Consider the following 26,137-nt stretch of genomic DNA (forward strand, 5'->3'; position numbering starts at 1 on the left):
GACGATCGCTCGCTCAGTCGCTGAGCGTATCGAAGAAATCCTTCATCCGGGCAAAAAAGCCCGTCGATTCCGGATTGTTCTCCTTCGACGACAGCTGCTCGAATTCCTGCAGCAACTCGCGCTGACGCTTGGTCAGCTTCTGCGGCGTCTCGATCTGGATCTGAATGTAGAGATCACCGACCTGTGTCGAGCGCAGCACCGGCATGCCCTTGCCCTTCAGCCGGAACTGCCGACCGGGCTGGGTGCCCTCTGGAACCGTCACACGCGACTTCGTCCCATCCAGCGTCACCACGTCGAAGGTCCCGCCGAGCGCTGCCGTCGTCATCGAGATCGGCACGGAGCAGTAAAGGTCTGCCCCGTCGCGCTGGAAGAACTCGTGCGGCTTCACCGACAGGAAGATGTAGAGGTCGCCTGAGGGACCACCGCGCAACCCGGCTTCGCCTTCGCCCTGCAGGCGGATGCGCGTGCCGTCCTCGATACCAGAGGGAATGCTGACCGAAAGTGAGCGCTCTTCGGTAACACGGCCCTGGCCGTGGCACTTGGTGCAGGGATCAGAGATGGTCTGGCCGCGACCGTGACAGGTCGGGCACGTCCGCTCGATCGAGAAGAAGCCCTGGGCCGCACGGACGCGGCCAGAGCCCTGACAGGTCGTGCAGGTCTTGGGCTGCGTGCCCGGCTTTGCGCCTGAACCCGTGCAGACGTCACAGGTGATCGAGGTCGGAACCCGGATCTGGGCCGTCTTGCCGGTGAAGGCTTCTTCGAGGCTGATCTCCATGTTGTAGCGCAGGTCGGCACCGCGTTCGCGGCCGCCGGTCGAACGCGCGCGTCCGCCACGCCCGCCGCCCATCATCTCGCCGAAGATGTCCTCGAAGATGTCGGAGAAGCCGCCGCCGGCAAAACCGCCGCCGCCACCAAAGCCACCACCGCCCATGCCGCCCTGTTCGAAGGCTGCGTGGCCGAAGCGGTCATAAGCTGCGCGCTTCTGCGGATCCTTTAGAGTTTCATAGGCCTCGTTGAGTTCCTTGAACTTTTTCTCGGCCTCTTCGTCACCTGGGTTCTTGTCCGGGTGGTATTTCATGGCCAGTTTGCGGAAGGCGCTTTTCAGCTCCTTCTCATCCGCCGTCCGGCCCACGCCGAGGGTCTCGTAGAAATCTGCTTTTGCCATTGTATTACAAAGCTCTCAAAGCTTTCCCAACGCTCGTGTGGCTGCCCGTCGCCTTGCCGGCCTGCTTGTCACAGGCCTGCATGTCTTTCTGGAAGTCGGACGCAGCCGAGATCGCATCCTGCATCAAGAGCTTGCGCGCTTCGCCTTTGCTGATCAGCCCGTCTGCGGACGTCACGGCTGCAAAGGCCAGCGAATGCGCAGCCATGTCGCAGGAAGTTACCTCGCCACCGTTCTCACGCCTCTGAAGCGCAGCTTCGATGATCTTGCCGAGATCGTTGCCGATGCGGGAAAGGGTATTGCTGTCCTTCGCGGAAATCGCCTTGGCCACACCGGCCTCGGCGGCGCTCACCTGGCGGTGAACGGCGCTGACCTGCCCCCTGTCCTGTGCCACGGCACCGGTCGCCAGAATCAACGAAAATGCGGCTGGCCCGAAGGCCAGCCAGGTCTTGGAACGGCGTCCGAAGTGGCCCTGCATCAGGCCGACTTCTTCGCGTCTTCGTCCTTCACTTCTTCATAGTCGGCGTCGACGACGTTGTCGTCCTGGCCACCATCTGCGTCGCCTGCACCGCCGTCGGCCTGCTGGGCTTCATAGATGGCCTGGCCCAGCTTCATGGAAACTTCCATGAGGGTCTGGGTTTTGGCCTGGATGTCGTCGGCATCAGGCTCGGAGGCTTCGATGGCGCCCTTGAGGGCAGCAATCGCATCCTCTATCGCCTTGCGATCGGTTTCCGAAACCTTGTCGCCATACTCGCTGACCGACTTTTCGGTGGAGTGAACGAGGCTTTCGGCCTGGTTCTTGGCTTCGACCACGGCGCGACGCTTCTTGTCGGCCTCGGCATTGGCTTCGGCGTCCTTCACCATCTTTTCGATGTCGGCGTCGGACAGACCACCGGAGGCCTGGATGCGGATCTGCTGTTCCTTGCCGGTGCCCTTGTCCTTGGCCGAAACCTGGACGATGCCGTTCGCGTCGATATCGAAGGTAACTTCGATCTGCGGAACGCCACGCGGCGACGGCGGCAGACCAACCAGGTCGAACTGGCCCAGCAGCTTGTTGTCCTGAGCCATTTCGCGCTCGCCCTGCGATACGCGGATGGTGACGGCCTGCTGGTTGTCTTCGGCGGTCGAGAAGGTCTGGCTCTTCTTCGTCGGGATCGTCGTGTTGCGATCGATCAGACGGGTGAAGACACCACCGAGCGTTTCGATGCCGAGCGACAGCGGGGTCACGTCGAGCAGCAGAACGTCCTTGACGTCGCCCTGCAGAACGCCGGCCTGGATGGCGGCGCCAAGAGCAACCACTTCATCCGGGTTGACGCCCTTGTGCGGCTCCTTGCCGAACAGCTGCTTTACGACTTCCTGGACCTTTGGCATGCGGCTCATGCCGCCGACGAGAACGACTTCGTCGATATCGGCTGCAGAGACGCCGGCATCCTTGAGGGCTGCCTTGCACGGTGCGATCGTGCGCTGGACGAGGTCGTCGACCAGGCTTTCGAACTTGGCGCGGGTCAGCTTCATCGTCAGGTGCTTCGGACCCGAAGCATCAGCCGTGATGAAGGGCAGATTGATTTCGGTCTGCTGCGAGGACGACAGCTCGATCTTTGCCTTTTCGGCGGCTTCCTTCAGGCGCTGCAGGGCAAGCTTGTCGCCCTTCAGGTCGATGCCCTGATCCTTCTTGAACTCGGCTGCAAGATATTCGACGAGACGCATGTCGAAGTCTTCACCGCCGAGGAAGGTGTCGCCATTGGTCGACTTCACTTCGAAGACGCCATCGCCGATTTCCAGAACCGAGATATCGAAGGTGCCGCCGCCCAAGTCGTAGACTGCGATCGTCTTGCCTTCGGTCTTGTCCAGGCCATAGGCGAGAGCTGCTGCTGTCGGCTCGTTGATGATGCGCAGCACTTCAAGACCCGCAATGCGGCCGGCATCCTTGGTGGCCTGGCGCTGCGCGTCGTTGAAGTATGCGGGAACGGTGATGACGGCCTTTTCGACCTTCTCGCCGAGATAGGCTTCAGCCGTTTCCTTCATCTTCTGGAGGATCATGGCCGAGATCTGCGACGGGGAATAACCCTTGTTCTGGGCTTCGACCCAGGCGTCGCCATTGTCACCCTTGACGATCTGGAAAGGCACGAGGCCCTTGTCCTTCTCGACGGTCGGATCTTCGTAGCGACGACCGATCAGGCGCTTGACGGCGAACAGGGTGTTGGTCGGGTTGGTGACAGCCTGGCGCTTGGCCGGCTGGCCGACGAGGCGTTCGCCATCGTCCGAAAACGCAACCATGGACGGCGTGGTGCGTGCGCCTTCCGAATTCTCGATGACCTTTGCATCTTTGCCGTCCATGACGGCGACGCAGGAATTGGTCGTTCCAAGGTCGATACCGATTACTTTTGCCATGTCATATTCTCCTTGAAGCAGGCCGTCGGAACCCCAATCAGGCATTCCTGACAGCCCCTCGACGTGGATGGTCTGGGATACACTGCAGCGCCGCTGCGGTTATGTCGCGTATATAAGAAGCGGAATTTCTGACTGCAAGGCTGGATATCCGCTGGAAACCGGTAAAAAAGAACAGATTGGTGCAGCGTTTTCATGGGCTTTGCCGCACCCCTCGGTCCTTGACAGACCTGCTATACTAGAGTCGCGGCCTTGCGTCAGGCCGACGGCATCTCGCCGTCCTCATGTGGCCCTTATTGTCCCAGGATCAAGTCGAGCAGGGTGGTTCGGCGCGTGCCTTGCCCTCCGCCGACCTCGCCCGGCGGTATGGGGCCTGCAGAGCCAGTGACATCCTGGGATGGAACGGGACCTGCAGGATAGTCTTCGGCGTAGACGGGATCGCCTGAATACCGCTCTTCGCCGCCACCCTGCAATACGTCGGAGATGATGGTGCCGATCGTCATTGGGTCTTCCGCAGGTGCCGGCTCGATGAAGTCCCCGCCCGGCAGCGGGGCCGGCGCTAGACCCTGATGCGCCGCCTTCATGAAGTCATGCCAGGCCTTGGCCGGAAGCCCGCCGCCGGTCACCTTCTTCATCGACTGACCGTCGTCATTGCCGAACCAGATGCCCGTGGTCAGGTTGCTCGTATAGCCGACGAACAGCGCATCGCGGAAGGATTGCGTCGTGCCCGTCTTGCCCGCTGCTTCCCATCCGGAAAGCCGTGCGTTCTTTCCCGTGCCGTGATCGATGACATCGCGCATCATCGCGTTCATCATCGCCACCACCCCGTCGTTCAGCACCTTCGGCGGCTCGAGATAATTGTTCTCGTAGAGCAGGCTGCCATCGGCCTTGGATATGCGTCGAACGATATGCGGCGTCGCCTTATAGCCGCCGTTCATGAAAGGCGCATAGGCCGCCGTCAGTTCGAGGAGCGAGACTTCCGAGGTCCCGAGCGCGATCGAGGCATTATTCTGCAGGCCGGATTCGATACCCATCCGATGTGCGAGCTTGATCACCTGATCGGGTCCGACTTCCATGACCAGCTGGGCAGCAATCGTGTTCAGGGATTCGGCAAGCGCCTGCGTCGCAGTCACCGGTCCGCGAAATTTCTGGTCGTAGTTTTCAGGTGTCCACGAGCCAATCCGGATCGGCGCGTCATTGCGCACCGACGTCGGCCGAAGTCCGTTTTCGATGGCGGCGGCATAGACGAAAGGTTTGAAGGCCGAGCCCGGCTGACGCTTTGCTTTGACTGCACGGTTGAACTGGCTCTCGGCATAGTCCCGGCCACCGACCAGCGCCCGAATGGCCCCGGTCCCGTCGATGGAAACGAGCGCTGCCTGCGAGGCATTGACCTTATCGCCCTCGGCGGCCAGCGATTCCGTCAGCGCGGCTTCGGCCTTCTTTTCCAGCGTCATGTCGATCGTCGTCTCGACCAGGATATCTTCCGTGACCTGGCCGATCAGCAGGGTCACTTCGTCGCGTACGAGATCCGCGACATACTGGCCTGCACCGCTCCAGTAGCGCTTCGCTTTGGTCGGCGGTTGCGACATGGCGGTCTTGATCTCGTCGGCAGTGATGTAGCCTTCTTCAAGCATGGCCTGCAGAACGACCTGCGCGCGGGCTTCCGCTGCCTCCGGATCGCGCGCCGGCGACAGCCGGGACGGTGCCTTCAGCAGACCTGCCAGAAGGGCGGCCTCGCCGAGGTTCACGTCGCGGGCCGACTTGTTGAAATAGCGTCGCGATGCCGCTTCCACGCCGTAAGCGTTCGAGCCGAAGAACACCCGGTTCAGATACATCGCGAGGATCTGGTCTTTCGTGTACTTCTGCTCCAGCCAGAAGGCGAGAAGCACTTCCTGCACCTTTCGCTCGATCGTTCGCTCCGGCGATAGGAACAGGTTCTTGGCCAGCTGCTGGGTGAGCGTTGAGCCGCCCTGGACGGCTCGACCGCTGGTGACATTGGTAACAAGCGCGCGCGCCAGACCCAGCGGATCGACGCCGAAATGCGAGTAGAAGCGGCGGTCTTCGATCGCCATCACCGCCTGCGGAATGAAGGGCGACATTTCCTCAAGCGGCAGCGCTTCGCCGCCGGTCGCGCCGCGGTTCGCAATCACGGTACCTTCGACGGACACGATTTTCATGTTCGGTGGGCGCTCGGGGATCGACCAGCTGCTGGCGCTCGGCATCTGCGAGCCGTAATAGGCGACCAGACCCACCACGCCGATGCCACACCAGATGGACAGCACGAAACCCCAGTAGATCAGCTTTCCAAGCCCAAATCCGCCGCCGCTGCTTTTCGCTTTCCGGCTCTTCTGGTTGCCGGATTTGCCGCGCTTGGCCGAACCCGCCGTCTTCTTGCCACCGGCGCGTACCGGCCGCCCGCCGATGACACGATCATCTGCATCCAGACGGAAATCCTCGTCCTCGCGCTCGTCACCGAAGCTGGGTTCAATACGGTCGCGGGATTTGCCTCTGCTCACCATTGCGGTGATCTTGCTCCAGATGCTCGTTATGCGCTGCCCGGGGAGGGCATGCGCGGAAATGGCTTCAAGAAATCTCGGACGATCATCTACCCTCGTCGAGCCGATGATCGCGCAATTGCACAGTAATTGCGGCGATTTAAGGGGTGGTTAAAGCCCGGTAAACAAGCTCTGAACGACGCGTGAAGTTACTGGCAGAGATCCGCCCATTCCCCATTGACGAGTGACCTCATGCGCTCCGGCGCAATCTTCACCGCAGCATTCGTCGCGCCTGCCGCCGGAACCACCTCTTCGAAGTCCTGAAGTGACAGGTCGCAATAGACCTTGAGAGGTGAGGGCAGGCCGAAGGGGCACACGCCACCGACCGGATGGCCCGTTGCCTCGACCACGGCTTCGGCATCCAGCATGCGCGGCTTCACGCCGAAACGATCCTTGAACTTGCGATTGTCGAGCCGCTTCGTGCCCGCGGTGACCACGAGCACCACGTCTTCGCCGATCCTCAGGCATATCGTCTTGGCGATCTGATCAGGCTCGACGCCATGCGCTTCGGCCGCAAGCGCCACGGTGGCGGAGCTTGCTTCGGTGACGATCACGGAGATGTCAGGGGCATGCTCAGAGAAGAACTGGCGGACGGATTCGAGGCTCATGGGAGAAGTCTAACCGGAGCGCTCAAGGCTTTTCAAGCGCATGCATCTTGAAAGCCGGATCGAGCATCCCCATCTCTGGATTACCAGACGATAGAGCGTTTGCAGGGATCCTGTTTCAGGAACTTCGAAACGCTTAACCGGTTGTTAAGCATCCAGAGTGATCATCTAGATCCGGGATGCGGTCCACGAAGGTGGGCCAACATCCGAGACATCGAATGGCACGTTTCCGTCCCTGACCACGGATGTACTGGCAGGCAAGCGTAGAAGCGTAAAGGAAAGGCCGGTTTTTGACCGGCCTTTTTGCTTTTCTGGCCTTAGCCGTTTGCGAGCCCGTCAAGGATGCGGATCCACGAGCGGATGCCCTTGTGGAACGAGTTGAGGTCATATTTCTCGTTCGGCGAATGGATGCGGTCGTCGGTCAGGCCAAAGCCGACCAGCAGAGAATCCATGCCCAGCATCTTCTGGAAGTCGCCGACGATCGGGATCGAGCCGCCCATGCCGATAATCACGGCCGGCTTCGGCCACTCATCCGAAAGCGCATTCTTCGCCTTGGTCAGCTCCGGCGAATCATAGGAGAGCTGGATGGCCGGCGAACCGCCATGTTCGTGGAACTCCACCTTGCAGTCGGCGGGAATGCGGGCCTTTACGAAGGCGCGGAAGCTCTCGCGCACCTTGGCCGGATCCTGCGTGCCGACGAGGCGGAAGGAAATCTTCGCAGAGGCCTTGGCCGCAATCACGGTCTTGAAGCCCTCGCCGGTATAGCCGCCGATGATGCCGTTCACTTCCGCCGTCGGCCGCGCCCAGGTCAGTTCCAGCACGGAACGGCCCTTTTCACCCGCAGGGACTGACAGGCCAACCTCGCCGAGGAAGCTTTCCGCCGTGCGACCAAGGCTCTCCCAGGAGGCCTTGATGTTGGCCGGGGTTTCCTCGACGCCATCGTAGAAGCCGGGAAGCGTGACCTTGCCCGTTTCGTCATGCAGATCGGCAAGGATCTTGGTCAGGATATGAACGGGGTTGGCAGCAGCGCCTCCGAAAAGGCCCGAATGCAGATCGCGGTCAGCGGCAATCACGGTCACCTCTTCGCCGACGAGACCGCGCAGCGCCGCAGCGATTGCCGGCGTCTCGCGATCCCACATGCTGGTGTCGCAAACCAGCGCGAAATCGGCCTTAAGCTCGTCGGCATTGGCCGCAAGGAAGGGCTTCAGCGACGGCGAGCCGGATTCTTCTTCGCCCTCGAACAGAATGGTGATCTTGACCGGCAGCGAACCCTTGACCGCCTTGTAGGCGCGGCAGGCTTCAACAAACGTCAAAAGCTGACCCTTGTCGTCGGATGTGCCACGACCGGTGATCACCTTGCGGCCGTCCTTCTCCTTGATCGCAGGCGCAAAGGGATCGTCTTCCCAGAGATCGATCGGATCGACCGGCTGCACATCGTAATGGCCGTAAAACAGCACGTGCGGCGCGTCGGCCGCATCAGCTGCGTGATGGGCGACCACCATCGGATGGCCGGGCGTATCACGCAGCGAGGCATCGAAGCCGAGCTCGGTGAGTACGGATACCAGCCATTCGCCGGCCTTGCGGCAATCGGCCTTATAGGCCGGATCCGTCGAGATCGACGGAATGCGCACGAGATCGAACAGCCGTTCGAGGCTCTGCGGCAGGGCCTCGTCGGCCTTGGCGAGGATGGGGGAGAGATCGGTCATGGTCATGTCCTGCAAATTTGAAAGTGCGGCGGACGATAGACCAAAGCTCCTGATGTTTCGAGGCGTTCGGACCGCGAATTTTTCTCAACTGCGCATCAATATCTGCTCACAGCTTGCGGGCATTCGCGATCGCCCAGCGGATGTATTCCTTGAGCAATTCCTTCTCGAAACGCCGGAAACCCTGGAAGATGGCCTGCTCGGCCGCTTCGGCGGCAGCCATCGCTTCCTCGCGCATGTCGCGCGCCTTATCGGTCAGGAAGATCTGCTGCGCGCGTCTGTCCTTAGGGTGAACGCGGCGCTCGATCAGCCCGTCGCGCTCCATCCTGGCAAGCGTATTGGCGATCGTCGCCTGCTCCACATCGACGCGGTCGAGCAGCTGCCTTTGGGTCAGCCCCTCTTTCTCCCAGAGTTCGATCAGGATCGGAAACTGCCCGGGCGAGAAGCCGAGCTTTGCGGCTCGCGTCTGCAGCGCCCGTGTAAACCCGCGCGCAAGCTGGCTCGCCAGCCATGTGGCGGACTCGGAGCGGTCGGGGATCGTACGGTCATGGGCCATGGCGCTCGACACGTCGTCGTGGTTCGTCTTCCGGGAATGATCGCATGCGATCCATTTCCGAGGCTGACTAATTTTGGGTTTTCATACGAGGGGAACGGAAGCCGCCGTGGCGTTAGGCGGGGGGGCTGCCACGACGGCTCCGGAATATGGGGACAAAGGCCCGGAGAGGGGGATAAGGCCTTTGCCCGAGTCTGAAGCGGCGGGGGACGAGCCTCTTTCAGACTACGGCGTGATCAGGCGCCGATGACTAGCAATTGTGATTTGGAATGTGTTTTTTCAAGGGAGGACGGGATTACAAATCGGTAAGCTTTTCGTGAAGGTTGGCGACTGATCCGATTCATTTTCGTGCCCGCCCCTTGGCGGGTGATTTTGGCGCCTTCTGGCCAAACCGTCATGGACGTTTCAGCCGCCCCGCGCTATCCATGCCGACATGAAAAAAGGCGATCATCTCTTCCTCGTCGACGGCTCGGGTTTCATCTTCCGCGCCTTCCACGCCATCCCGGCCCTCAACCGCAAGTCGGACGGTCTGCCCGTCAACGCGGTCTCGGGCTTCTGCAACATGCTGTGGAAGCTCCTGCGCGACGCCCGTAACACCGATGTCGGGGTGACGCCGACCCATCTGGCCGTGATCTTCGACTACTCCTCGACGACATTCCGCAAGGAAATCTACCCGCTCTACAAGGCAAACCGTTCGGCCCCGCCGGAAGATCTTATCCCGCAATTCGGCCTGATCCGCCATGCGACCCGCGCCTTCAACCTGCCCTGCATCGAGACCGAAGGCTTCGAGGCCGACGACATCATCGCCACCTATGCCCGCCAGGCAGAGGCCGTCGGCGCCGATGTCACCATCGTCTCCTCCGACAAGGACCTGATGCAGCTCCTGACCCCGAACGTGCATATGTACGACGCGATGAAGGACAAGCAGATCGGCATTCCCGATGTCATCGAGAAATGGGGTGTAGCCCCGGAAAAGATGATCGATCTGCAGGCGATGACCGGCGATTCGACCGACAACGTGCCTGGCATCCCCGGCATCGGTCCGAAGACCGCCGCCCAGTTGCTGGAAGAATTCGGCGATCTCGAAACGCTGCTCGCCCGCGCCGGTGAGATCAAGCAGATCAAGCGCCGCGAAAACATCATTGCCAATGCCGAGCTCGCCCGGGTCTCCCGCCAGCTGGTCGAACTGCGCACCGACGTGCCGCTCGACATGAAGCTGGAGGACCTGGTTCTGGAGCCGCAGGACGGACCAAAGCTGATCGGCTTCCTCAAGGCTATGGAATTCACCACATTGACGCGGCGCGTCGCGGAGGTCTGCGATTGTGATGCGGGTGCCATCGACGCCGCTGTTGTTCCCGTCGAATGGGGTGACGCCGCCCGCGGTCCCGATCTCGACGCCGGCGACGTTTCCACCTCATCTGACACTGCGACCTCGGCGCTATCAGCCGCATCGTCTTCAGCTCCGGCAGCAAGCCCCGACGGCAAGACACCCGCCGATCTCGCAGCAAGCCGGGCCAATGCATTCGCCGGCAAGCCGATCGACAGAAGCGCATACGTGACGATCCGCGACATCGAGACCCTCGAGCTCTGGATCGCCGCTGCCCGCGAAACCGGCCTCGTCGCCTTCGACACCGAGACGACCTCGCTCGATCCGATGCAGGCCGAACTCGTCGGCGTCTCGCTCGCCATCCAGGACAACGTCCTGTCGCCGGGCTCGACCGACATCCGCGCGGCCTACATTCCGCTCACGCACAAGACCGGTGTCGGCGATCTCCTCGGCGGCGGTCATGCCGAGGGCCAGATCCCGATGAAGGAGGCGCTCGCGGCATTGAAGGGGCTGCTCGAAGACCCCTCCGTGCTCAAGGTCGCGCAGAACCTGAAATACGATTACCTGGTGATGAAGCGCCACGGCGTGACGCTCCAGTCCTTCGACGACACCATGCTGATGTCCTACGTGCTCGACGCCGGCAAGGGCAATCACGGCATGGACGGCCTGTCGGAGAAGTGGCTCGGCCACACGCCGATCCCCTACAAGGACGTCGCCGGCTCGGGCAAATCCTCCGTGACTTTCGATCTCGTCGATATCGATCGCGCCACGGCCTATGCCGCTGAAGATGCGGACGTAACGCTTCGCCTATGGCTGGTGCTGAAACCTCGCCTGGCCGCCGAAGGCCTCACCCGCATCTACGAGCGCCTGGAACGTCCGCTCGTCCCCGTGCTCGCCCATATGGAAGAGCGCGGCATCACCGTCGACCGCCAGATCCTCTCGCGTCTGTCAGGCGAACTTGCCCAGAAGGCTGCCGCCACCGAGGACGAGGTTTATGAACTCGCCGGCGAGCGCTTCAACATCGGCTCGCCGAAACAGCTCGGCGATATCCTGTTTGGCCGCATGGGCCTGCCCGGTGGTTCCAAGACCAAGACCGGTCAGTGGTCGACCTCGGCCCAGGTGCTCGAAGACCTCGCCGCCGAGGGCGCCCCGCTGCCGCGCAAGATCGTCGACTGGCGCCAGCTGACCAAGCTGAAGTCAACCTATACCGACGCGCTTCCCGGATACATCCATCCGCAGACCAAGCGCGTCCACACCGGCTATTCGCTCGCATCGACGACAACGGGGCGCCTTTCATCCTCAGAACCGAACCTGCAGAACATCCCGGTCCGCACCGCCGAGGGCCGCAAGATCCGCACGGCCTTCATCTCGACGCCGGGCCACAAGCTGCTCTCGGCTGACTACAGCCAGATCGAACTGCGCGTGCTGGCCCATGTCGCGGAGATCCCGCAGCTGCGTCAGGCCTTTGCCGATGGCATCGACATCCATGCCATGACCGCATCCGAAATGTTCGGTGTGCCGGTCGAGGGCATGCCGTCGGAAGTCCGTCGCCGCGCCAAGGCGATCAACTTCGGGATCATCTACGGCATCTCGGCCTTCGGACTTGCCAACCAGCTGAGCATCGAGCGCTCGGAAGCGGGGGAGTACATCAAGAAGTATTTCGAGCGCTTCCCCGGCATCAAGGACTACATGGAGAGCACCAAGGCCTTCGCCCGCGAGCATGGCTATGTGGAAACCATCTTCGGCCGCCGCGCCCATTACCCGGAGATCAAGTCCTCCAACCCCTCGATGCGCGCCTTCAACGAACGCGCCGCCATCAACGCCCCGATCCAGGGCTCGGCTGCCGACGTCATCCGCCGCGCCATGATCCAGATCGAACCCGCACTCGTGGCTGCCGGCCTGTCGGAACGCTGCCGCATGCTGCTGCAGGTGCATGACGAACTGATCTTCGAGGTCGAGGACGAGGCGGTCGATGCCGCCATGCCCGTCATCGTCGACATCATGGAAAATGCGGCCATGCCGGCCGTCTCCATGCGCGTGCCGCTGAAGGTCGACGCCCGCGCCGCCCACAATTGGGACGAGGCGCACTGAGAATTCCCGGCCTGGCCGGAACCACAAAGACGGGCCGAGAACGGCCCCACAGGAGTATGAGATTTGGCCTTCACCACCATCAACGGCAATGTCGTCCATTACGAGCTGATCGGAGAGGCGAAAGCCAAGAACCTGATCGTCTTCTCAAACGGGCTCGGCACCGACTTCCGCATCTGGCTGCCGCTCTTCGATGAGCTCGGCGATGACGTCTCGGTGCTGTTCTACGATAGCCGCGGCCACGGCCTCTCCGGCGGCGCCGACAAGCCCTTCGGCATGGCCGATCTGGTCTCTGATCTCGCGACCCTCTGCGACGAACTCGGCATCCGCAAGGCCACTTTCTGCGGCCTCTCGGTCGGCGGTCTCGTCTGCCAGGGCCTCTGGCAGGAGCGGCCTGATCTCTTCCGCAAGCTTATCCTCTGCGACACCGCCCCGCGCATCGGTTCTGCCGGGATCTGGGCCGAGCGCATCGCCGGCATCGAGAAAGACGGGATCGAAAGTGCCGCCGACAGCGCCATGGCGCGCTGGTTCACCCCGGCCTTCCACGAAGACCGCGCCGATGAACTGGCCGGTTACCGCCTGATGATGACCCGCCAGTCAAAGGCCGGCTATCTCTCGACCTGTGCCGCCCTGCGCGACACGGATTTCTCCGACGTCCTGCCGACCATCACTGTGCCCACGCTCTTCGTCGTCGGCGATCAGGACGGCTCGACGCCGCCTGCCACTGTCGAAGCCGGCTCCCAGCTGGTGCCTGACGCGCGTTTCGAGGTGATCGATGACTGCGCCCATATCCCTTCCGTCGAACAGCCGGAAGCGCTCGCCGAGCTGATCCAGGGCTTCATGCGCAAGCAGGCGAACTGAGAATAGTCACTGAAAATGCAGAAGCCGCCTCATGGGCGGCTTCTTTCAATTCAGGAGCGTAATCCGCGCTCAATGTGCGGCGGACATGTCGCCCAGCACTTCCTTGGAAGCCACGGTTGAATCCGCGTTCAGCTTGTAGACCATGGGAACGCCCGTCGCGAGGTTGACGCCGAGGATCTGCTCCTTGGTCAGCTTGTCGAGCACCATCACCAGCGAGCGCAGCGAATTGCCATGCGCTGCGACCAGCACCTTCTCGCCACGTAGCACGCGCGGCAGGATTTCGGTCAGGTAATAAGGCCAGACGCGTGCACCGGTGTCGCGCAGGCTTTCGCCACCCGGCGGCGGGATGTCGTAGGAACGGCGCCAGATATGCACCTGCTCCTCGCCCCACTTGGCGCGGGCATCGTCCTTGTTGAGGCCGGAAAGATCACCGTAGTCGCGCTCGTTCAGCGCCTCATCCTTGATCGTCTCAAGGCCGGTCTGGCCGACGTTTTCGAGGATGATGTCGCAGGTCTTCTGCGCACGGGTGAGCACGGAGGTGAACGCGATATCGAACTTGATGCCGTAATCGGCAAGCGCCTTGCCGCCGGCATTGGCTTCCTGCACGCCGAGCTCGGTGAGATCAGGATCACGCCAGCCGGTAAACAGGTTTTTCAGGTTCCAGTCGCTCTGGCCATGGCGCACGAGCACGAGTGTACCGGTCATCGACAATTCCTCTTCTGACGATCAGGGGGTGGAGTTAAGCCCGAGCACGTCGAGCATGGTATAGCGACCGGGCTTCTGGTCCCGGGCCCAAATGGCGGCCTTCAAGGCGCCGCGGGCAAACAGCGAACGGTCGGTCGCACTGTGAGACAGGGTCACCATTTCGCCTTCGCTGGCAAACAGCACGGAATGCTCCCCGATCACCGAGCCGCCGCGCAGCGTGGCAAAACCGATCGAACCTTCCTCGCGCGGTCCGGTATGGCCGTCGCGCACCCGAACGGAATGATCGGCAAGCGATATGCCCCGGCCTTCTGCCGCTGCTTCGCCGAGCAGAAGCGCGGTGCCCGAGGGAGCGTCGACCTTGTGCTTGTGATGCATTTCGAGCACCTCGATATCCCAGCCGGCCGCATCGAGCGCCCGCGCCGCCTGCTTGATCAGAACCGAGAGCAGATTGACGCCGAGGCTCATATTGCCCGACTTCACGACGCGGGCATGCCTGGCCGCCGCATCGATCTTCTCTTCGTGCTCCGGCAGGCAGCCGGTGGTGCCGATCACGTGGACGATCCGCGCCTGCGCGGCGAGTGCTGCGAACTCGACGGTCGAAGCCGGCGTGGTAAAGTCGATGACCCCATCTGCGTGAACGAAGGCCGCGAGCGGATCGTCGGTGACGGCAACGCCGAGCTTCGGCAGGCCGGCCAGTTCGCCGGCATCCTGACCGAGCACGGCCGAGCCTGCCCGTTCGACCGCCGCATGCAGGACAAGGCCTTCTGTCTCGCTGATCAGCTTGATCAGCGTCTTGCCCATGCGACCGGCGGCACCGACGACGACGAGCTTCATGGGTGTATTCATGCGGGTCTATTCCTGGCTGATGAGCAGGCCGTTCGGAGCAGCCTGCAGATTGTTGAGGCGAGCGTAAAGACCGCCCTGCCGCTGTGCAAGGCTCTCATGCGTGCCTTCTTCCACCACTTCGCCGTCCTGCATGACAATGATCTTGTCGGCATTGACGACGGTCGATAGACGATGCGCGATGACGATCACGGTGCGGCCGGCCATGGCCGCATCGAGCGCCTGCTGCACGGCCGCTTCCGATTCCGTGTCGAGCGAGGACGTCGCCTCATCGAGGAGCAGGATCGGTGCGTTGCGCACCAGCGCGCGGGCAATCGAGAGCCGCTGCCGCTGGCCACCGGAAAGCGTGATGCCGTTCTCGCCGACGGGCGTATCGTATCCCTGCGCTTGCGCCAGGATGAAGTCATGGGCGTTTGCCAGCCGCGCCGCGTCTTCGATTTCGGCATCGGTCGCTTCCGGACGGCCGTAGCGGATGTTGTCGCGGATCGTGCCTTCGAAGAGGTAGGGTTGCTGCGACACATAGGCGAGTTGCTGGCGCAGCGACGATTTCGTCACGTCTGCAATATTCTGCCCGTCGATCAGGATCTCGCCTTCGGCCGGATCGTAGAAGCGCGGAACAAGCGTAATGACCGTGGACTTGCCGGCACCTGACGGTCCGACCAGCGCAGTCGTCTTGCCGCCTTCGGCCGTGAAGCGCAGCTTGCGCAAGACAGGCTCGTTCGAGCCGTAGGCAAAGGTCACGTCACGGAATTCGATCTTCGCCTCGGTCACCGACATCTGCTGGGCGCCGTCCTTGTCCCGCTGGTTCGGCTGCGTGTCGAGGATCTCGTAGATCATCCGCGCATTGACGGCGGCGCGTTCCATATGGACCTGCAGACGCGCCAGTCGCTTTGCGGGCTCGTAAGCGAGGAGCAGGGCCGTGACGAAGGAGAAGAAGGCGCCCGGCAGCACGCCGCCATAGATCGATTGATAGGCGGCATACGCCATGACGCCGGCAATCGACAGGCCCGCCAGGCTTTCGGTCAGCGGTCCGTTGCGTTCGCTGAGGCGGGCAATCCTGTTGGCGCGTCCCTCTGCGGCATTGATCGTCGACTGGATCTTGTTTTCCAGCTGGCTTTCCATGGTGAAGGCCTTGACGATCGCAATGCCCTGGACCGCTTCCTGGATCGCGCCGAGAACATGCGAGTTCAGAATGACCGATTCCTTCGTCGCGCTTCGCAGACGCCGCGAGATATAGCGCAGGCCGAGGAAAAGCGGCGGCGCCACGGTGAACACGATCAGCGACAGGACGATGTCCTGATAAAACATCACGGCGAGCAGCGCGACGAGTGTCACGAGGTCGCGCGCAAGCGAGGTGATCGTCATGTTGAGAACGTCACGGATCCCGTTGATGTTCTCGTTGATCTGGGCCGCGAGCCGCGCCGACCTTGCCTCGCTGAAATAGCCGACGGAGAGCGACATCAGATGGGAAAACAGGCGACGCTGGTAACGCGCCACGATGTTGTTGCCGATCGTCGACAGCGTCACGGCCTGACCGTATCCGGCAAAGCCGCGAATGAGGAAAGCCGCGAAGATCGATCCGCAGATGAGCCAGACGAGGTCGGCGCGCCGGTTGGCAAAGGCCTCGTTAATGACGGCTTCCATGATCCAGGCGGTGAAGGCGGTGGTCAGGGCAACCGTGATCAGGCAGACAATGGCGAAGGCATAGCCCGCCACATGGTCCCGGCCATTTTCGGAGATCACGCGCTTCAGGACAGCGGAGACGCTGTCCATGTCTGGCTGACGGGTCTGGCTATCCTGAGCGTCCAAAAAAGAATGTCCTGTCCTGTTGCCTTGCACGCCTCGAAAGGCGCCGCCGCTCTATAGCCAGTCGCAGCGCCTTTGACCATAGTGGGACAGGCGCTCAGCGCCAGTGACGCCCTTCGGTCGCAAGCCCGAAATCCGAAGGCGCGGTCGCAAAGGCGGCCAGCCCATGCAGGGCCGCCTGCGGATGGGTCACGACGAAGGTTGGGATCCCGTGCATCACGGCCTGGTGCGGCGCCTTGTCTTCGAAGGCGGCGCGGAACTCGCCGCTCTGCAGCGCCGGCAGGATCTTTGGCGAGATGCCACCGGCGAGGAATACGCCGCCCTTCGCCATGAAGATCAGCGCGAGATCGCCGGCAACCCGACCCAGATAGGTGGCAAACAGGCTGAGCGCCTCGCCCGCTCTCGCATCGGCGCCCGAGATACCCGCTGCCGAAACCTCGGCAGGCTCGTCGTAACGCGGCGTCAGGTTGCCGTCCGCCTTGCAGAGCGCCCGGTAGATGTTCATCAGACCTCGGCCGGAGAGCAATTCTTCCGCCGAGATCCGGCCAAGCGATGCGTTGGGGTCGCGCACAGGCGTTAGATGCGGCCAGATCTGGTGATCGCGACTTGTGCGCGGGCCGACATCCACATGCCCGCCTTCGCCCGGAACCGGAAACCACATGTCTCGCGCCCGGACCAGACCGGCAACGCCGAGTCCCGTGCCCGGACCCAGCACGACGCGTGAGCCGAGCGGCGCTTCGCTCAGCGAACCGAGATGCTGTCGATCATCGACATCCAGCGTTGCGGCCGCAAGCGCCTGCGCCTCGAAGTCGTTGAGCAGCAGCACTTCGGAAAAGCCCAGATCGGCCATCAGCACCTTCGGACGAACCACCCACGGGCAGTTGGTGAGCGGCACTTCGTCGCCCTTGATCGGCCCAGCCAGCGCCAGGATCAGTGAACGCGGCTTGTGGCTCGTCGTCTCCAGAACACTCGCGCGGATGGCGTCGTCGATCGTGGCGAAATCCTTGTTCACCACATTGGGGAAGCTGACCTTCTCGCCGCTCTCGTCGAGGAGGATCCAGAAGCGCGCATTGGTGCCGCCGATGTCACCAATCAGGATCGGAAAGGGAAGGGTGTCGTCGCGATGTGTCTGGGCCATGGTCTGTCCGGTCTTGGGCCCCGCTGCTCAGGCAGTCAGGGTCTGCATCAGGATGTCGGCGGTTGCGAGGTTCAGCGCCATCGGAATGTCATAGACGGTCGCCAGACGCATCAGCGCCTTGACATCCACATCATGGGGCATGGGAGTCAAGGGGTCGACGAAGAAGACGAGCATGTCCACTTCGCCGGTCGAGATCAATGCGCCGATCTGCTGATCGCCACCGAGCGGACCGCTTTTCAGCCGCGTCACATCGAGCTCGGGCACAGCATCCTTGATCCGGCCGCCGGTCGTGCCGGTCGCGACGATCCGCCAGCCCATGAGTTTGGCCTGGTGACGCCGGGCGAAATCCGCCATGTCGTCCTTTTTCTGGTCATGCGCGATCAGGGCGATGCAACGGGTGCGGCTCACGAGGGACCCCAGCTGATTTAAATCGATTTGATGGACCCATCTAGCGCAGGCAGAGGCGCTTGAAAAGCGCCTGGTACAACCTCGTCTTCACCAACCGGCCGGCCGGGCCGGGGGGACCGGAACGATGGCGGGCAATTCGAAAGGTTCAGCCACCCTCGCGACCGACGGTGCCGCGAAGGCCGACGCTGCGCTGCCGGGCATCGAACCACCTGCGGCCTGATAGGTCACCTCGAACTCGCTCGATGGGCCTTGCGCATCGAGAACCATGGCGCAGGCCTTGGGCAGATCGGAGACCTGCACGGCCCGTGGCTTCGGCGCAGGCTTTGCATTCGGGTCCTTCTTCGGCGCGGCCCACGGCTCCTTGGTGAACCACCAGGCAAGCGACTGATCACAGCCATCGCCGGGCGGTACGGCCGCCTGTGGTTTGCAGCCGGCAGCGCCTTCGGGGCAGCGCATGCGGATATGGAAATGCGCGTCATGGCCGTAGATGGGCCGGATCTTGCCGAGGACCGCGCGGTCCCCCGTCCAGGTGTCGCAGAGCTTCTTCTTGATCGCCGGATTGACGAAGATGCGCTCGACTTGCGGATAGCTCGCCGCCTGCACGACGACCCGGGCATGGGTATTGGTCCAGAGCCGCTTGTTGACGGTCAGAAACTTGTCCTTCTCCAGCATGGAGGTAAATGGCAGATCCTCGCGCTGCTGTGCTGAGAGCGGATTGGCAGGCTTCGGCGTAAACCAGATATCGGCATCGAGCCCGATCTGATGCGAGGCATGACCCGACAGCATCGGCCCGCCGCGCGGCTGCGAGATGTCGCCGATCAGAATGCCGGAACCCCAACCGAGCTGGACCGCATCTTTCGAGAAGCGCTCGAGAAGCGCGATCATCTCCGGGTGGCCCCAACGTCGATTGCGTGAAAGCCGCATCGCCTGCCAGGTGGGTCCGTCCGTCGGAATGGCGACCGCGCCGGCAATGCAGCCCTTGGCGTAAGAGCCGTAGGGCGAGGGGGCCGCCTTGGCTGGCAGTGCCATACCGCCGAAAAGCTCTTTGGCCGGACGCCCCTCGGCAGATGCCGTGTCGCTGATGACGGTCGCGAATGCGCAGGCAAACGTCAGTGCCATGGCGAGCGGGCGTGCGCCCTTGGTTTTCTTCATCGTGTGCATGTCCCCGGTCGATCCGAATTCGATCCCCCGCCGGATGGCCGGGGTGAATCACCTGTGAGTCTAGCCTGAAACGGAATTGGGGTGAATCTGCGGAAGCCACGACGCTCACATCTCTGTCAGTCCCCTGTTTTTTGCCTGGTTTTGCCCTATCCTGCTTCGCAACAAGAGCAGATAAGGGGAAGTCGGCGGATGGATCGCAACAAGTCGAGCTTTGCAATCTGGGGCCTGATGGCGGTGTTGGCATTCACGCCATCTCATGGGGCGGCGGAAGAAACGGCAGAGCCGTTCCGCCACGGTGTCTCGATTTTGGGCGACCTCAAATATCCGCCCGGCTTTGCTCATTTCGATTACGTCAATCCGCAAGCGCCGAAGGGTGGGACCCTGCGTATGTCGGCGACCGGAACCTTCGACAGCTTCAACCCGGTACTCGACAGGGGCGAAGCGGCGCCCGGCTTGATCAACGTCTTCGACACGCTTCTGAAAGACACGAGTGACGAGATTTCCACCGGCTATGGTCTGCTCGCGGAAGGCGTCTCATTTCCCGAGGACATCTCGAGCGCCACCTTCCGTCTTCGTGCCGAGGCTCGCTTTGCCGACGGTGAACCCGTCAAGCCGGAAGACGTCATCTTCAGCTTCGAGAAGCTGAAGGAACTGAACCCACTCTACATGAGCTATTACAGCCATGTGGTCGCGGCCGAGAAGACCGGCGACCGCGACGTCACCTTCCGCTTCGATCAGAAGAACAACCGCGAACTTCCGATGATCCTTGGCCAGTTTCCGGTTGTCCCGAAGCATTGGTGGGAGGCGAACGGGTCTGGTGGCCAGCCTCGCGACATCGCACGCACGACCTTGGAGCCGGTCATCGGGTCGGGGCCGTACAAGATCGCCGAGTTCAAGGCAGGCTCCACCATCCGCTACGAACTGCGTGACGACTATTGGGGCAAGGATCTCAACGTCAACTTAGGCTACAACAACTTCAAGAACATCACCTACACCATGTTCGGTGACCGCGACGTCGAGTTCGAAGCCTTCCGCTCCGGCAATACCGATTTCTGGGTGGAAACCCGAGCGGCGCGCTGGGCGACCGGCTTCGATTTCCCCGCAGCAAAGGATGGCCGCGTCAAGAAGGAAGAGTACGAAAACACGTTCCGCGCCACCGGTGTGATGCAGGCGCTGGTGCCCAACATGCGGCGCGAGATGTTCAAGGATCAGCGGGTTCGCAAGGCGCTCAACTACGCCCTCGACTTCGAGGAGCTGAACCGCACCGTCTTCTACAACGCCTATTTCCGCGTCAGCAGTTTCTTCAGTGGAACCGAACTTGCCTCCAGCGGGCTGCCGCAAGGCCAGGAACTGGAGCTCCTGACTGCTCTGAAGGACAAGGTTCCCGCTTCGGTCTTCGACACGCCTTACACGAACCCCGTCGGCGGGTCTCCGCAGGCATCGCGAGACAATCTGCGCAAGGCCGTCGAGCTCTTCAAGCAGGCGGGCTACGAGCTTCGCGGCAATGCTATGGTCAATGCGCAAACAGGCCAGCCCTTCCGCTTCGAGCTCCTACTGTCCAACCCCCAGCTTGAGGTGGTCGCGGTCCCTTACCAACAGCAACTGCGCAAGATCGGCATCGAAATGTCCGTCCGCACGGTCGATCCTTCGCAATACACCAATCGGACCCGAACCTTTGACTACGACATGACCTGGACCGTCTGGGCTCAGACGCTGAACCCGGGCAATGAACAGCGTGATTATTGGGGCTCGACATCGGTCAACCGCGAGGGATCCCGGAACTATGCCGGTATTGCCGATCCGGCCGTCGACGCCCTGATCGAAAAGATCATCTTCCCGGCCGACCGAGAGGAGCAGGTCGCCGCCACCAAGGCCATGGACCGAGTGCTCCTTGCCCATGACTATGTCATTCCGCTCTATTATGGCGGCACGTCCCGCTATGCCTTCTGGGACAAGTTCGAGCATCCCGCCGAACTACCGACCTACAGCACCGGCTTCCCGTCGATCTGGTGGGCGAAAAGCCCATGATCTCCGCTCGGGGCTTGCGCCCCCTGTGTGAGACTCTAGGAATGTAGCGGGCGAATCGCTGGATAACGGAGCAGCTGATATTGGCGGACGATACGAGCTTGGACATCGTGGGCAGATCTGATTGTGAGTGGGGGCGCCCCGCATGACCGCCTATATTTTCCGGCGTCTGCTGCTCATGATACCCACAATGATCGGCATCATGGGGATCTCCTTCATCGTTATCCAGTTCGCCCCCGGCGGCCCCGTCGAGCAGGTCATCGCGCAGCTCAGCGGCCAGGGTGACAGCGCAGATGCGCGCCTTTCGGGCGGCGGGGACATGCTGGGCCAGTCCGCCGGCGCAGATGAGGGGGGCTCCCGCTATCGCGGCGCCCAGGGGCTCGATCCGGAGCTGATCGCCAAGCTCGAAAAACAGTTCGGCTTCGACAAGCCGCCGCTCGAGCGTTTCCTCGAAATGATGTGGAATTACATCCGCTTCGATTTCGGCGAGAGCTTCTTCCGCAACACCTCCGTCATCGACCTGATCATAGAGAAGCTGCCGGTGTCCATATCGCTCGGCCTCTGGGTGCTCTTGATTTCCTACGCCATTTCGATCCCGCTCGGCATCAGGAAAGCGGTCTCCGACGGCTCCCGTTTCGATGTCTGGACGTCAGGCATCATCGTCGTTGGCTACGCCGTTCCCGGCTTCCTGTTCGGCATACTGCTGATCGTGCTTTTCGCCGGTGGATCCTTCTTCGACTGGTTCCCGCTTCGCGGCCTTACCTCCGACAATTTCGACCAACTCTCCTGGTGGCAGAAGATCCTCGACTACTTCTGGCATCTTGCATTGCCGCTGACCGCCCTCCTTCTTTCGGCCTTCGCCACGACCACGCTGCTCACGAAGAATTCCTTCATCGACGAGATCAAGAAGCAGTATGTCGTCACCGCCCGCGCCAAGGGTCTCGGCGAGCGCCAGGTGCTCTACGGTCACGTCTTCCGCAACGCCATGCTGATCGTCATCGCCGGCCTGCCGGGCGCCTTCATCTCCGCCTTCTTCACCGGCTCGCTTTTGATCGAGAACATCTTCTCGCTTGATGGCCTCGGCCGCCTCGGCTACCTCGCAATCGTCAACCGCGACTATCCGATCGTCTTTGCGACGCTCTATATCTTCTCGCTGATGGGCCTCGTGATCGGCCTGATCTCCGACCTGATCTACACCTGGATCGACCCACGCATCGATTTCGACCGGAGGGATGTCTGATGTCCGCCGTCGAAACCACGACCGTTGCTCCGCCGAAGAAGGGTTGGTTGAACCCGACGAACCGTCGGCGGCTTGAAAACTTCAAGGCGAACAGGCGCGGCTTCTGGTCCTTCTGGATCTTCATGGTGCTTTTCGTACTCAGCCTGTTTGCCGAGTTCATCGCCAACGACAAGCCCGTTATCGCCTCCTACAAGGGCGAGATCCTATTCCCTGTCGTCGTCGATTACCCAGAAGAGAAGTTCGGCGGCTTCCTCGCCGTCACCGACTATCGCTCGCCCTTCATATCCGACGAGATCAACGCCAATGGCTGGATGGTCTGGCCGCCGATCCGCTATTCCTACCGAACGGTCAACTCCGAGGTCCCGCATTCGGCGCCGACCGCACCCTTCTGGCTGATGGACAAGGAGACCCGTTGCGCCGCCTATCCGCTCGGCGCCGAGGATCCGAACTGCGTGCTCGGCAACATGAACTGGCTCGGCACGGATGATCAGGCCCGCGACGTCATGGCGCGCATGATCTACGGCTTCCGCATCTCGATCCTCTTCGGCCTGGCACTCACGCTCGCCTCCGCCGCGATCGGGGTGACGGCTGGTGCCGTGCAGGGCTACTTTGGCGGTTGGACCGATCTTCTGATGCAGCGTTTCATCGAGATCTGGTCATCCATGCCGGTTCTCTACATCCTGCTCATCATCGCAGCCATCCTGCCGCCCGGCTTCTTCGTCCTGCTCGGCATCATGCTGCTTTTCTCCTGGGTCGGCTTCGTCGGCATCGTCCGCGCTGAGTTCCTGCGTGCGCGAAACTTCGAATATGTGAATGCAGCCCGGGCGCTCGGCGTCGGCAACGGCACGATCATGTTCCGCCATCTCCTGCCGAACGCCATGGTCGCGACCCTGACCTTCCTGCCTTTCATCCTCTCAGGCTCGATCACGACGCTCACCTCGCTCGACTTCCTCGGCTTCGGCATGCCGCCCGGCTCGCCTTCACTTGGCGAACTGATCGCCCAGGGCAAACGCAACCTCCAGGCCCCCTGGCTCGGCCTCACCGCCTTCTTCACCATGTCGATCATGCTCTCGCTCCTGATCTTCGTTGGCGAAGCCGTCCGCGACGCCTTTGACCCGAGAAAGACCTTCCGGTGATGCTGGGTTCGTCAAAAGACAGCATCTGTGGCATGATGGACGCAGGCCTGATCAGGAGTGTGATGCGATGAACAAGATCGTCAGAGAGCATTATCCGGTTGAGAATTTGCCGGCGGATCTGCGTGAGGGACTGACCGAGGGCAGCACAGTTCGCGTCGTGCTGGAGATGGAAGGCGACGCCCCGAGCCCGGCCAAAACGAGCTATGAAGAGTTCATGAAAAAGGTAGAGGCCTATCGCAGCCAGGACGACCGCCGCGTTACGACCGCTGAAGCCGTGGCGCGTATTCGGGAACTTCGTGACGAATGGGACGACTGATGCCGCAACGGCACCAAATCTACCTCGACACGAATGCTGCGATCTTGCTCGTTGAGGGTGATGGCCCTCTACGTGACTTGATGCGAAACTTGACCAGCAAGGCATCATCTCGACCGAGCGCGATCTTGTCTACGAGCGCGTTGACCATTTCGGAACTGCTGGTGAAGCCATTACGCGATGGCGATATGAGACTCGTTGAAGTCTACAGGGCTTGGGGCTCGGGTCTGCCGTGGCTACAGATCGTTCCCGTAGCGAGCAACATCCTGGATACCGCCGCACAATTGCGGGCCCGCCGGAACAGCCTGAAACTGCCAGATGCCATCCATGTCGCATCAGCTCTCGCTGTCGCCACCACGCATTTCTTGTCAGATGACCAAGGCATTTCCAACTCTGTGACAAATTCGTCCTCGAAAGAGCCTGACTTGTTTGAAGTTTGCCGGTTGAACGCGTCCTCTCTCACCTCCCTGATCGAAAGCCTTACCGCATGACCGAACCCCTGCTCTCCGTGCGCGATCTGTCCGTCGCCTTTCACCAGGGTGGCCGCAAGAGCCTGGCGGTCGACCATGTCTCGTTCGACATCCAGCGCGGCGAGATCGTCGCTTTGGTCGGCGAATCTGGCTCCGGCAAATCGGTCTCTGCTGCATCCATTCTGAAACTTCTGCCCTATCCGGCAGCGAGCCACCCATCCGGCCAGATCCTCTTCGACGGCCGCGACCTGATGACCGCAAGCGAGCCAGAGCTCCGTTCCGTGCGCGGCAACGACATCACCATGATCTTCCAGGAGCCGATGACCTCGCTCAATCCGCTTCACTCGATCGAGCGGCAGATCAGCGAAATCCTCGCACTTCACCAGGGATTGCAAGGCGCACCCGCTCGCGCCCGCGTGCTCGAACTTCTGCACCAGGTCGGCATTCGCGATCCGGAAAAGCGGTTGACTGCCTTCCCCCATGAGCTTTCCGGCGGCCAGCGTCAGCGTGTGATGATTGCGATGGCGCTGGCCAACAGGCCGAAGCTCTTGATCGCCGATGAGCCGACCACAGCCCTCGACGTCACGGTCCAGGCCCAGATCCTCGAACTCTTGGGGCGCCTCAAGTCGGAGCACGGTATGTCCATGCTCTTCATTACCCATGATCTCGGCATCGTCCGCAAATTCGCCGATCGCGTCTGCGTCATGACCAAGGGCAAGATCGTCGAGGCAGGTCCCGTCGAGGATATCTTCGAGCGACCCCAGCATGCCTATACGAAGAAACTGCTCGCCTCGGAGCCGCGCGGCGAACCACCGTTGCTGGACGAGACAAAGCCAATTGTCATGCAGGGCGAAGACATCCGCGTCTGGTTCCCGATCAAGGCCGGCTTCCTGCGCCGCACCGTCGATCATGTGAAGGCGGTCGACGGCGTTGACCTCACGCTCCGCGCCGGCCAGACGCTCGGCGTCGTCGGCGAATCCGGTTCCGGCAAGACGACGCTCGGTCTTGCCCTTTCGCGCCTCATCTCCTCGAAGGGGCGCATCAGCTTCATCGGCAAGGACATCGATGCCTTCTCCTACAGCGAGATGCGGCCGCTGCGCGATCGCCTGCAGATCGTTTTCCAGGATCCCTTCGGTTCGCTGAGCCCCCGCATGTCCGTGGGCGAGATCATCGCGGAAGGTTTGAAGGTTCACGAAAAGCAGTTGACGGCAGAAGAGCGCGACAGCCGCGTTGCCTGGGCACTGGAGGAAGTTGGCCTCGACCCCGCCACCCGCTGGCGCTACCCGCATGAATTCTCCGGCGGCCAGCGCCAGCGCATCGCGATCGCCCGCGCCATGGTGCTGAAACCCCGTTTCGTCATGCTCGATGAACCCACCTCCGCCCTCGACATGACCGTCCAGGCGCAGGTCGTCGATCTCCTGCGCGATCTGCAGGCCAAACACGATCTCGCCTATCTTTTCATTAGTCACGATCTCAAGGTGGTGAAGGCGCTCGCGAACGAACTGATCGTTATGCGCGGTGGCAAGGTCGTTGAGAAAGGCCCGGCCGCAGAGGTCTTCGCTGCGCCCAAGGCCGATTACACCCGTGCCCTGATGGCCGCCGCCTTCAATCTCGAAGCCGTCGAAGCCGGCGGCATCCGCCAATAATGTG

At 61.9% G+C, this 26,137-nt stretch carries 21 protein-coding genes; 8 read left to right on the forward strand and 13 right to left on the reverse strand.

Going from position 1 to position 26,137, the window contains the following annotated elements:
• Positions 1–13: 13 nt before the first annotated feature.
• The 7 genes from dnaJ to D4A92_RS07335 all read right to left on the reverse strand — a co-directional run bounded on the left by dnaJ (position 14) and on the right by D4A92_RS07335 (position 8,969).
• Positions 14–1,165: a molecular chaperone DnaJ gene (gene dnaJ / locus D4A92_RS07305; RefSeq protein ID WP_006725229.1), complete on the reverse strand. Its 1,152-nt coding sequence runs from the start codon at positions 1,163–1,165 to the stop codon at positions 14–16.
• Between the two features lie 4 nt (positions 1,166–1,169).
• Positions 1,170–1,640, reverse strand: a complete 471-nt coding sequence (locus D4A92_RS07310; protein WP_203019008.1) for a hypothetical protein — start codon at positions 1,638–1,640, stop codon at positions 1,170–1,172.
• The gene (gene dnaK, locus D4A92_RS07315; RefSeq protein ID WP_203019012.1) at positions 1,640–3,553 is read right to left on the reverse strand and encodes a molecular chaperone DnaK; all 1,914 of its coding nucleotides are present in this window, start codon (positions 3,551–3,553) and stop codon (positions 1,640–1,642) included. The genes D4A92_RS07310 and dnaK overlap by 1 nt, the downstream gene beginning before the upstream one ends.
• Positions 3,554–3,843: 290 nt before the next feature.
• Positions 3,844–6,069, reverse strand: a complete 2,226-nt coding sequence (locus tag D4A92_RS07320; protein ID WP_203019013.1) for a transglycosylase domain-containing protein — start codon at positions 6,067–6,069, stop codon at positions 3,844–3,846.
• Positions 6,070–6,254: 185 nt separating this feature from the next.
• Positions 6,255–6,713, reverse strand: coding sequence for a YbaK/EbsC family protein (locus D4A92_RS07325; protein WP_203019014.1), 459 nt, complete (start codon positions 6,711–6,713; stop codon positions 6,255–6,257).
• A 314-nt stretch (positions 6,714–7,027) separates the two neighbouring features.
• Positions 7,028–8,416 (reverse strand): dipeptidase, encoded by a 1,389-nt coding sequence (locus D4A92_RS07330; RefSeq protein WP_203019016.1) that lies wholly within the window; start codon positions 8,414–8,416, stop codon positions 7,028–7,030.
• 106 nt (positions 8,417–8,522) lie between these two features.
• Positions 8,523–8,969 carry a MarR family winged helix-turn-helix transcriptional regulator gene (locus D4A92_RS07335; RefSeq protein WP_203019018.1) on the reverse strand — a complete coding sequence of 149 codons (447 nt, stop codon included), beginning with the start codon at positions 8,967–8,969 and terminating at the stop codon, positions 8,523–8,525.
• Between the two features lie 430 nt (positions 8,970–9,399).
• On the opposite strand from D4A92_RS07335, the gene polA reads away from it, so the two are divergent.
• Both polA and pcaD read left to right on the forward strand, forming a co-directional pair.
• Entirely contained in the window at positions 9,400–12,384 is a 2,985-nt protein-coding gene (gene polA / locus D4A92_RS07340) for a DNA polymerase I (RefSeq protein ID WP_203019020.1), read from the forward strand.
• Positions 12,385–12,447: 63 nt separating this feature from the next.
• Positions 12,448–13,242 (forward strand): 3-oxoadipate enol-lactonase, encoded by a 795-nt coding sequence (gene pcaD, locus D4A92_RS07345; RefSeq protein ID WP_203019022.1) that lies wholly within the window; start codon positions 12,448–12,450, stop codon positions 13,240–13,242.
• Positions 13,243–13,311: 69 nt separating this feature from the next.
• On the opposite strand, the gene D4A92_RS07350 is transcribed toward pcaD, so the two are convergent.
• From D4A92_RS07350 to mepA, 6 genes are all read right to left on the reverse strand, one after another.
• A complete protein-coding gene (locus D4A92_RS07350) occupies positions 13,312–13,947 on the reverse strand; it encodes a 2,3-bisphosphoglycerate-dependent phosphoglycerate mutase (RefSeq protein ID WP_203019024.1) in 636 nt (211 codons plus the stop codon).
• 21 nt (positions 13,948–13,968) lie between these two features.
• Positions 13,969–14,781, reverse strand: a complete 813-nt coding sequence (dapB, locus tag D4A92_RS07355; RefSeq protein ID WP_425959273.1) for a 4-hydroxy-tetrahydrodipicolinate reductase — start codon at positions 14,779–14,781, stop codon at positions 13,969–13,971.
• A gap of 18 nt (positions 14,782–14,799) precedes the next feature.
• Positions 14,800–16,563 carry an ABC transporter ATP-binding protein gene (locus D4A92_RS07360; protein ID WP_425959271.1) on the reverse strand — a complete coding sequence of 588 codons (1,764 nt, stop codon included), beginning with the start codon at positions 16,561–16,563 and terminating at the stop codon, positions 14,800–14,802.
• Between the two features lie 130 nt (positions 16,564–16,693).
• Positions 16,694–17,734 carry a glucokinase gene (locus D4A92_RS07365; protein WP_203019030.1) on the reverse strand — a complete coding sequence of 347 codons (1,041 nt, stop codon included), beginning with the start codon at positions 17,732–17,734 and terminating at the stop codon, positions 16,694–16,696.
• A gap of 27 nt (positions 17,735–17,761) precedes the next feature.
• The gene (locus tag D4A92_RS07370; RefSeq protein WP_054149416.1) at positions 17,762–18,142 is read right to left on the reverse strand and encodes a methylglyoxal synthase; all 381 of its coding nucleotides are present in this window, start codon (positions 18,140–18,142) and stop codon (positions 17,762–17,764) included.
• A gap of 87 nt (positions 18,143–18,229) precedes the next feature.
• Complete coding sequence (mepA, locus tag D4A92_RS07375; RefSeq protein WP_203019032.1) at positions 18,230–19,303, reverse strand: penicillin-insensitive murein endopeptidase; 1,074 nt, start codon at positions 19,301–19,303, stop codon at positions 18,230–18,232.
• 189 nt (positions 19,304–19,492) lie between these two features.
• On the opposite strand from mepA, the gene D4A92_RS07380 reads away from it, so the two are divergent.
• The 6 genes from D4A92_RS07380 (at position 19,493) to D4A92_RS07405 (ending at position 26,133) form a co-directional block, all read left to right on the forward strand.
• Complete coding sequence (locus D4A92_RS07380; RefSeq protein WP_425959219.1) at positions 19,493–21,331, forward strand: extracellular solute-binding protein; 1,839 nt, start codon at positions 19,493–19,495, stop codon at positions 21,329–21,331.
• Between the two features lie 142 nt (positions 21,332–21,473).
• The gene (locus D4A92_RS07385) at positions 21,474–22,568 is read left to right on the forward strand and encodes a microcin C ABC transporter permease YejB (protein ID WP_203019034.1); all 1,095 of its coding nucleotides are present in this window, start codon (positions 21,474–21,476) and stop codon (positions 22,566–22,568) included.
• Positions 22,568–23,704 (forward strand): ABC transporter permease, encoded by a 1,137-nt coding sequence (locus tag D4A92_RS07390; RefSeq protein ID WP_203019036.1) that lies wholly within the window; start codon positions 22,568–22,570, stop codon positions 23,702–23,704. Before D4A92_RS07385 ends, D4A92_RS07390 begins: the two co-directional genes overlap by 1 nt.
• A gap of 67 nt (positions 23,705–23,771) precedes the next feature.
• Positions 23,772–24,020 carry a hypothetical protein gene (locus tag D4A92_RS07395; RefSeq protein WP_203019038.1) on the forward strand — a complete coding sequence of 83 codons (249 nt, stop codon included), beginning with the start codon at positions 23,772–23,774 and terminating at the stop codon, positions 24,018–24,020.
• A complete protein-coding gene (locus tag D4A92_RS07400; RefSeq protein ID WP_203019040.1) occupies positions 24,020–24,508 on the forward strand; it encodes a type II toxin-antitoxin system VapC family toxin in 489 nt (162 codons plus the stop codon). The genes D4A92_RS07395 and D4A92_RS07400 overlap by 1 nt, the downstream gene beginning before the upstream one ends.
• Positions 24,505–26,133 (forward strand): ABC transporter ATP-binding protein, encoded by a 1,629-nt coding sequence (locus tag D4A92_RS07405; RefSeq protein ID WP_203019042.1) that lies wholly within the window; start codon positions 24,505–24,507, stop codon positions 26,131–26,133. The genes D4A92_RS07400 and D4A92_RS07405 overlap by 4 nt, the downstream gene beginning before the upstream one ends.
• Positions 26,134–26,137 lie beyond the last annotated feature (4 nt).

This window comes from Rhizobium rosettiformans (assembly GCF_016806065.1).
Classification (GTDB): domain Bacteria; phylum Pseudomonadota; class Alphaproteobacteria; order Rhizobiales; family Rhizobiaceae; genus Allorhizobium.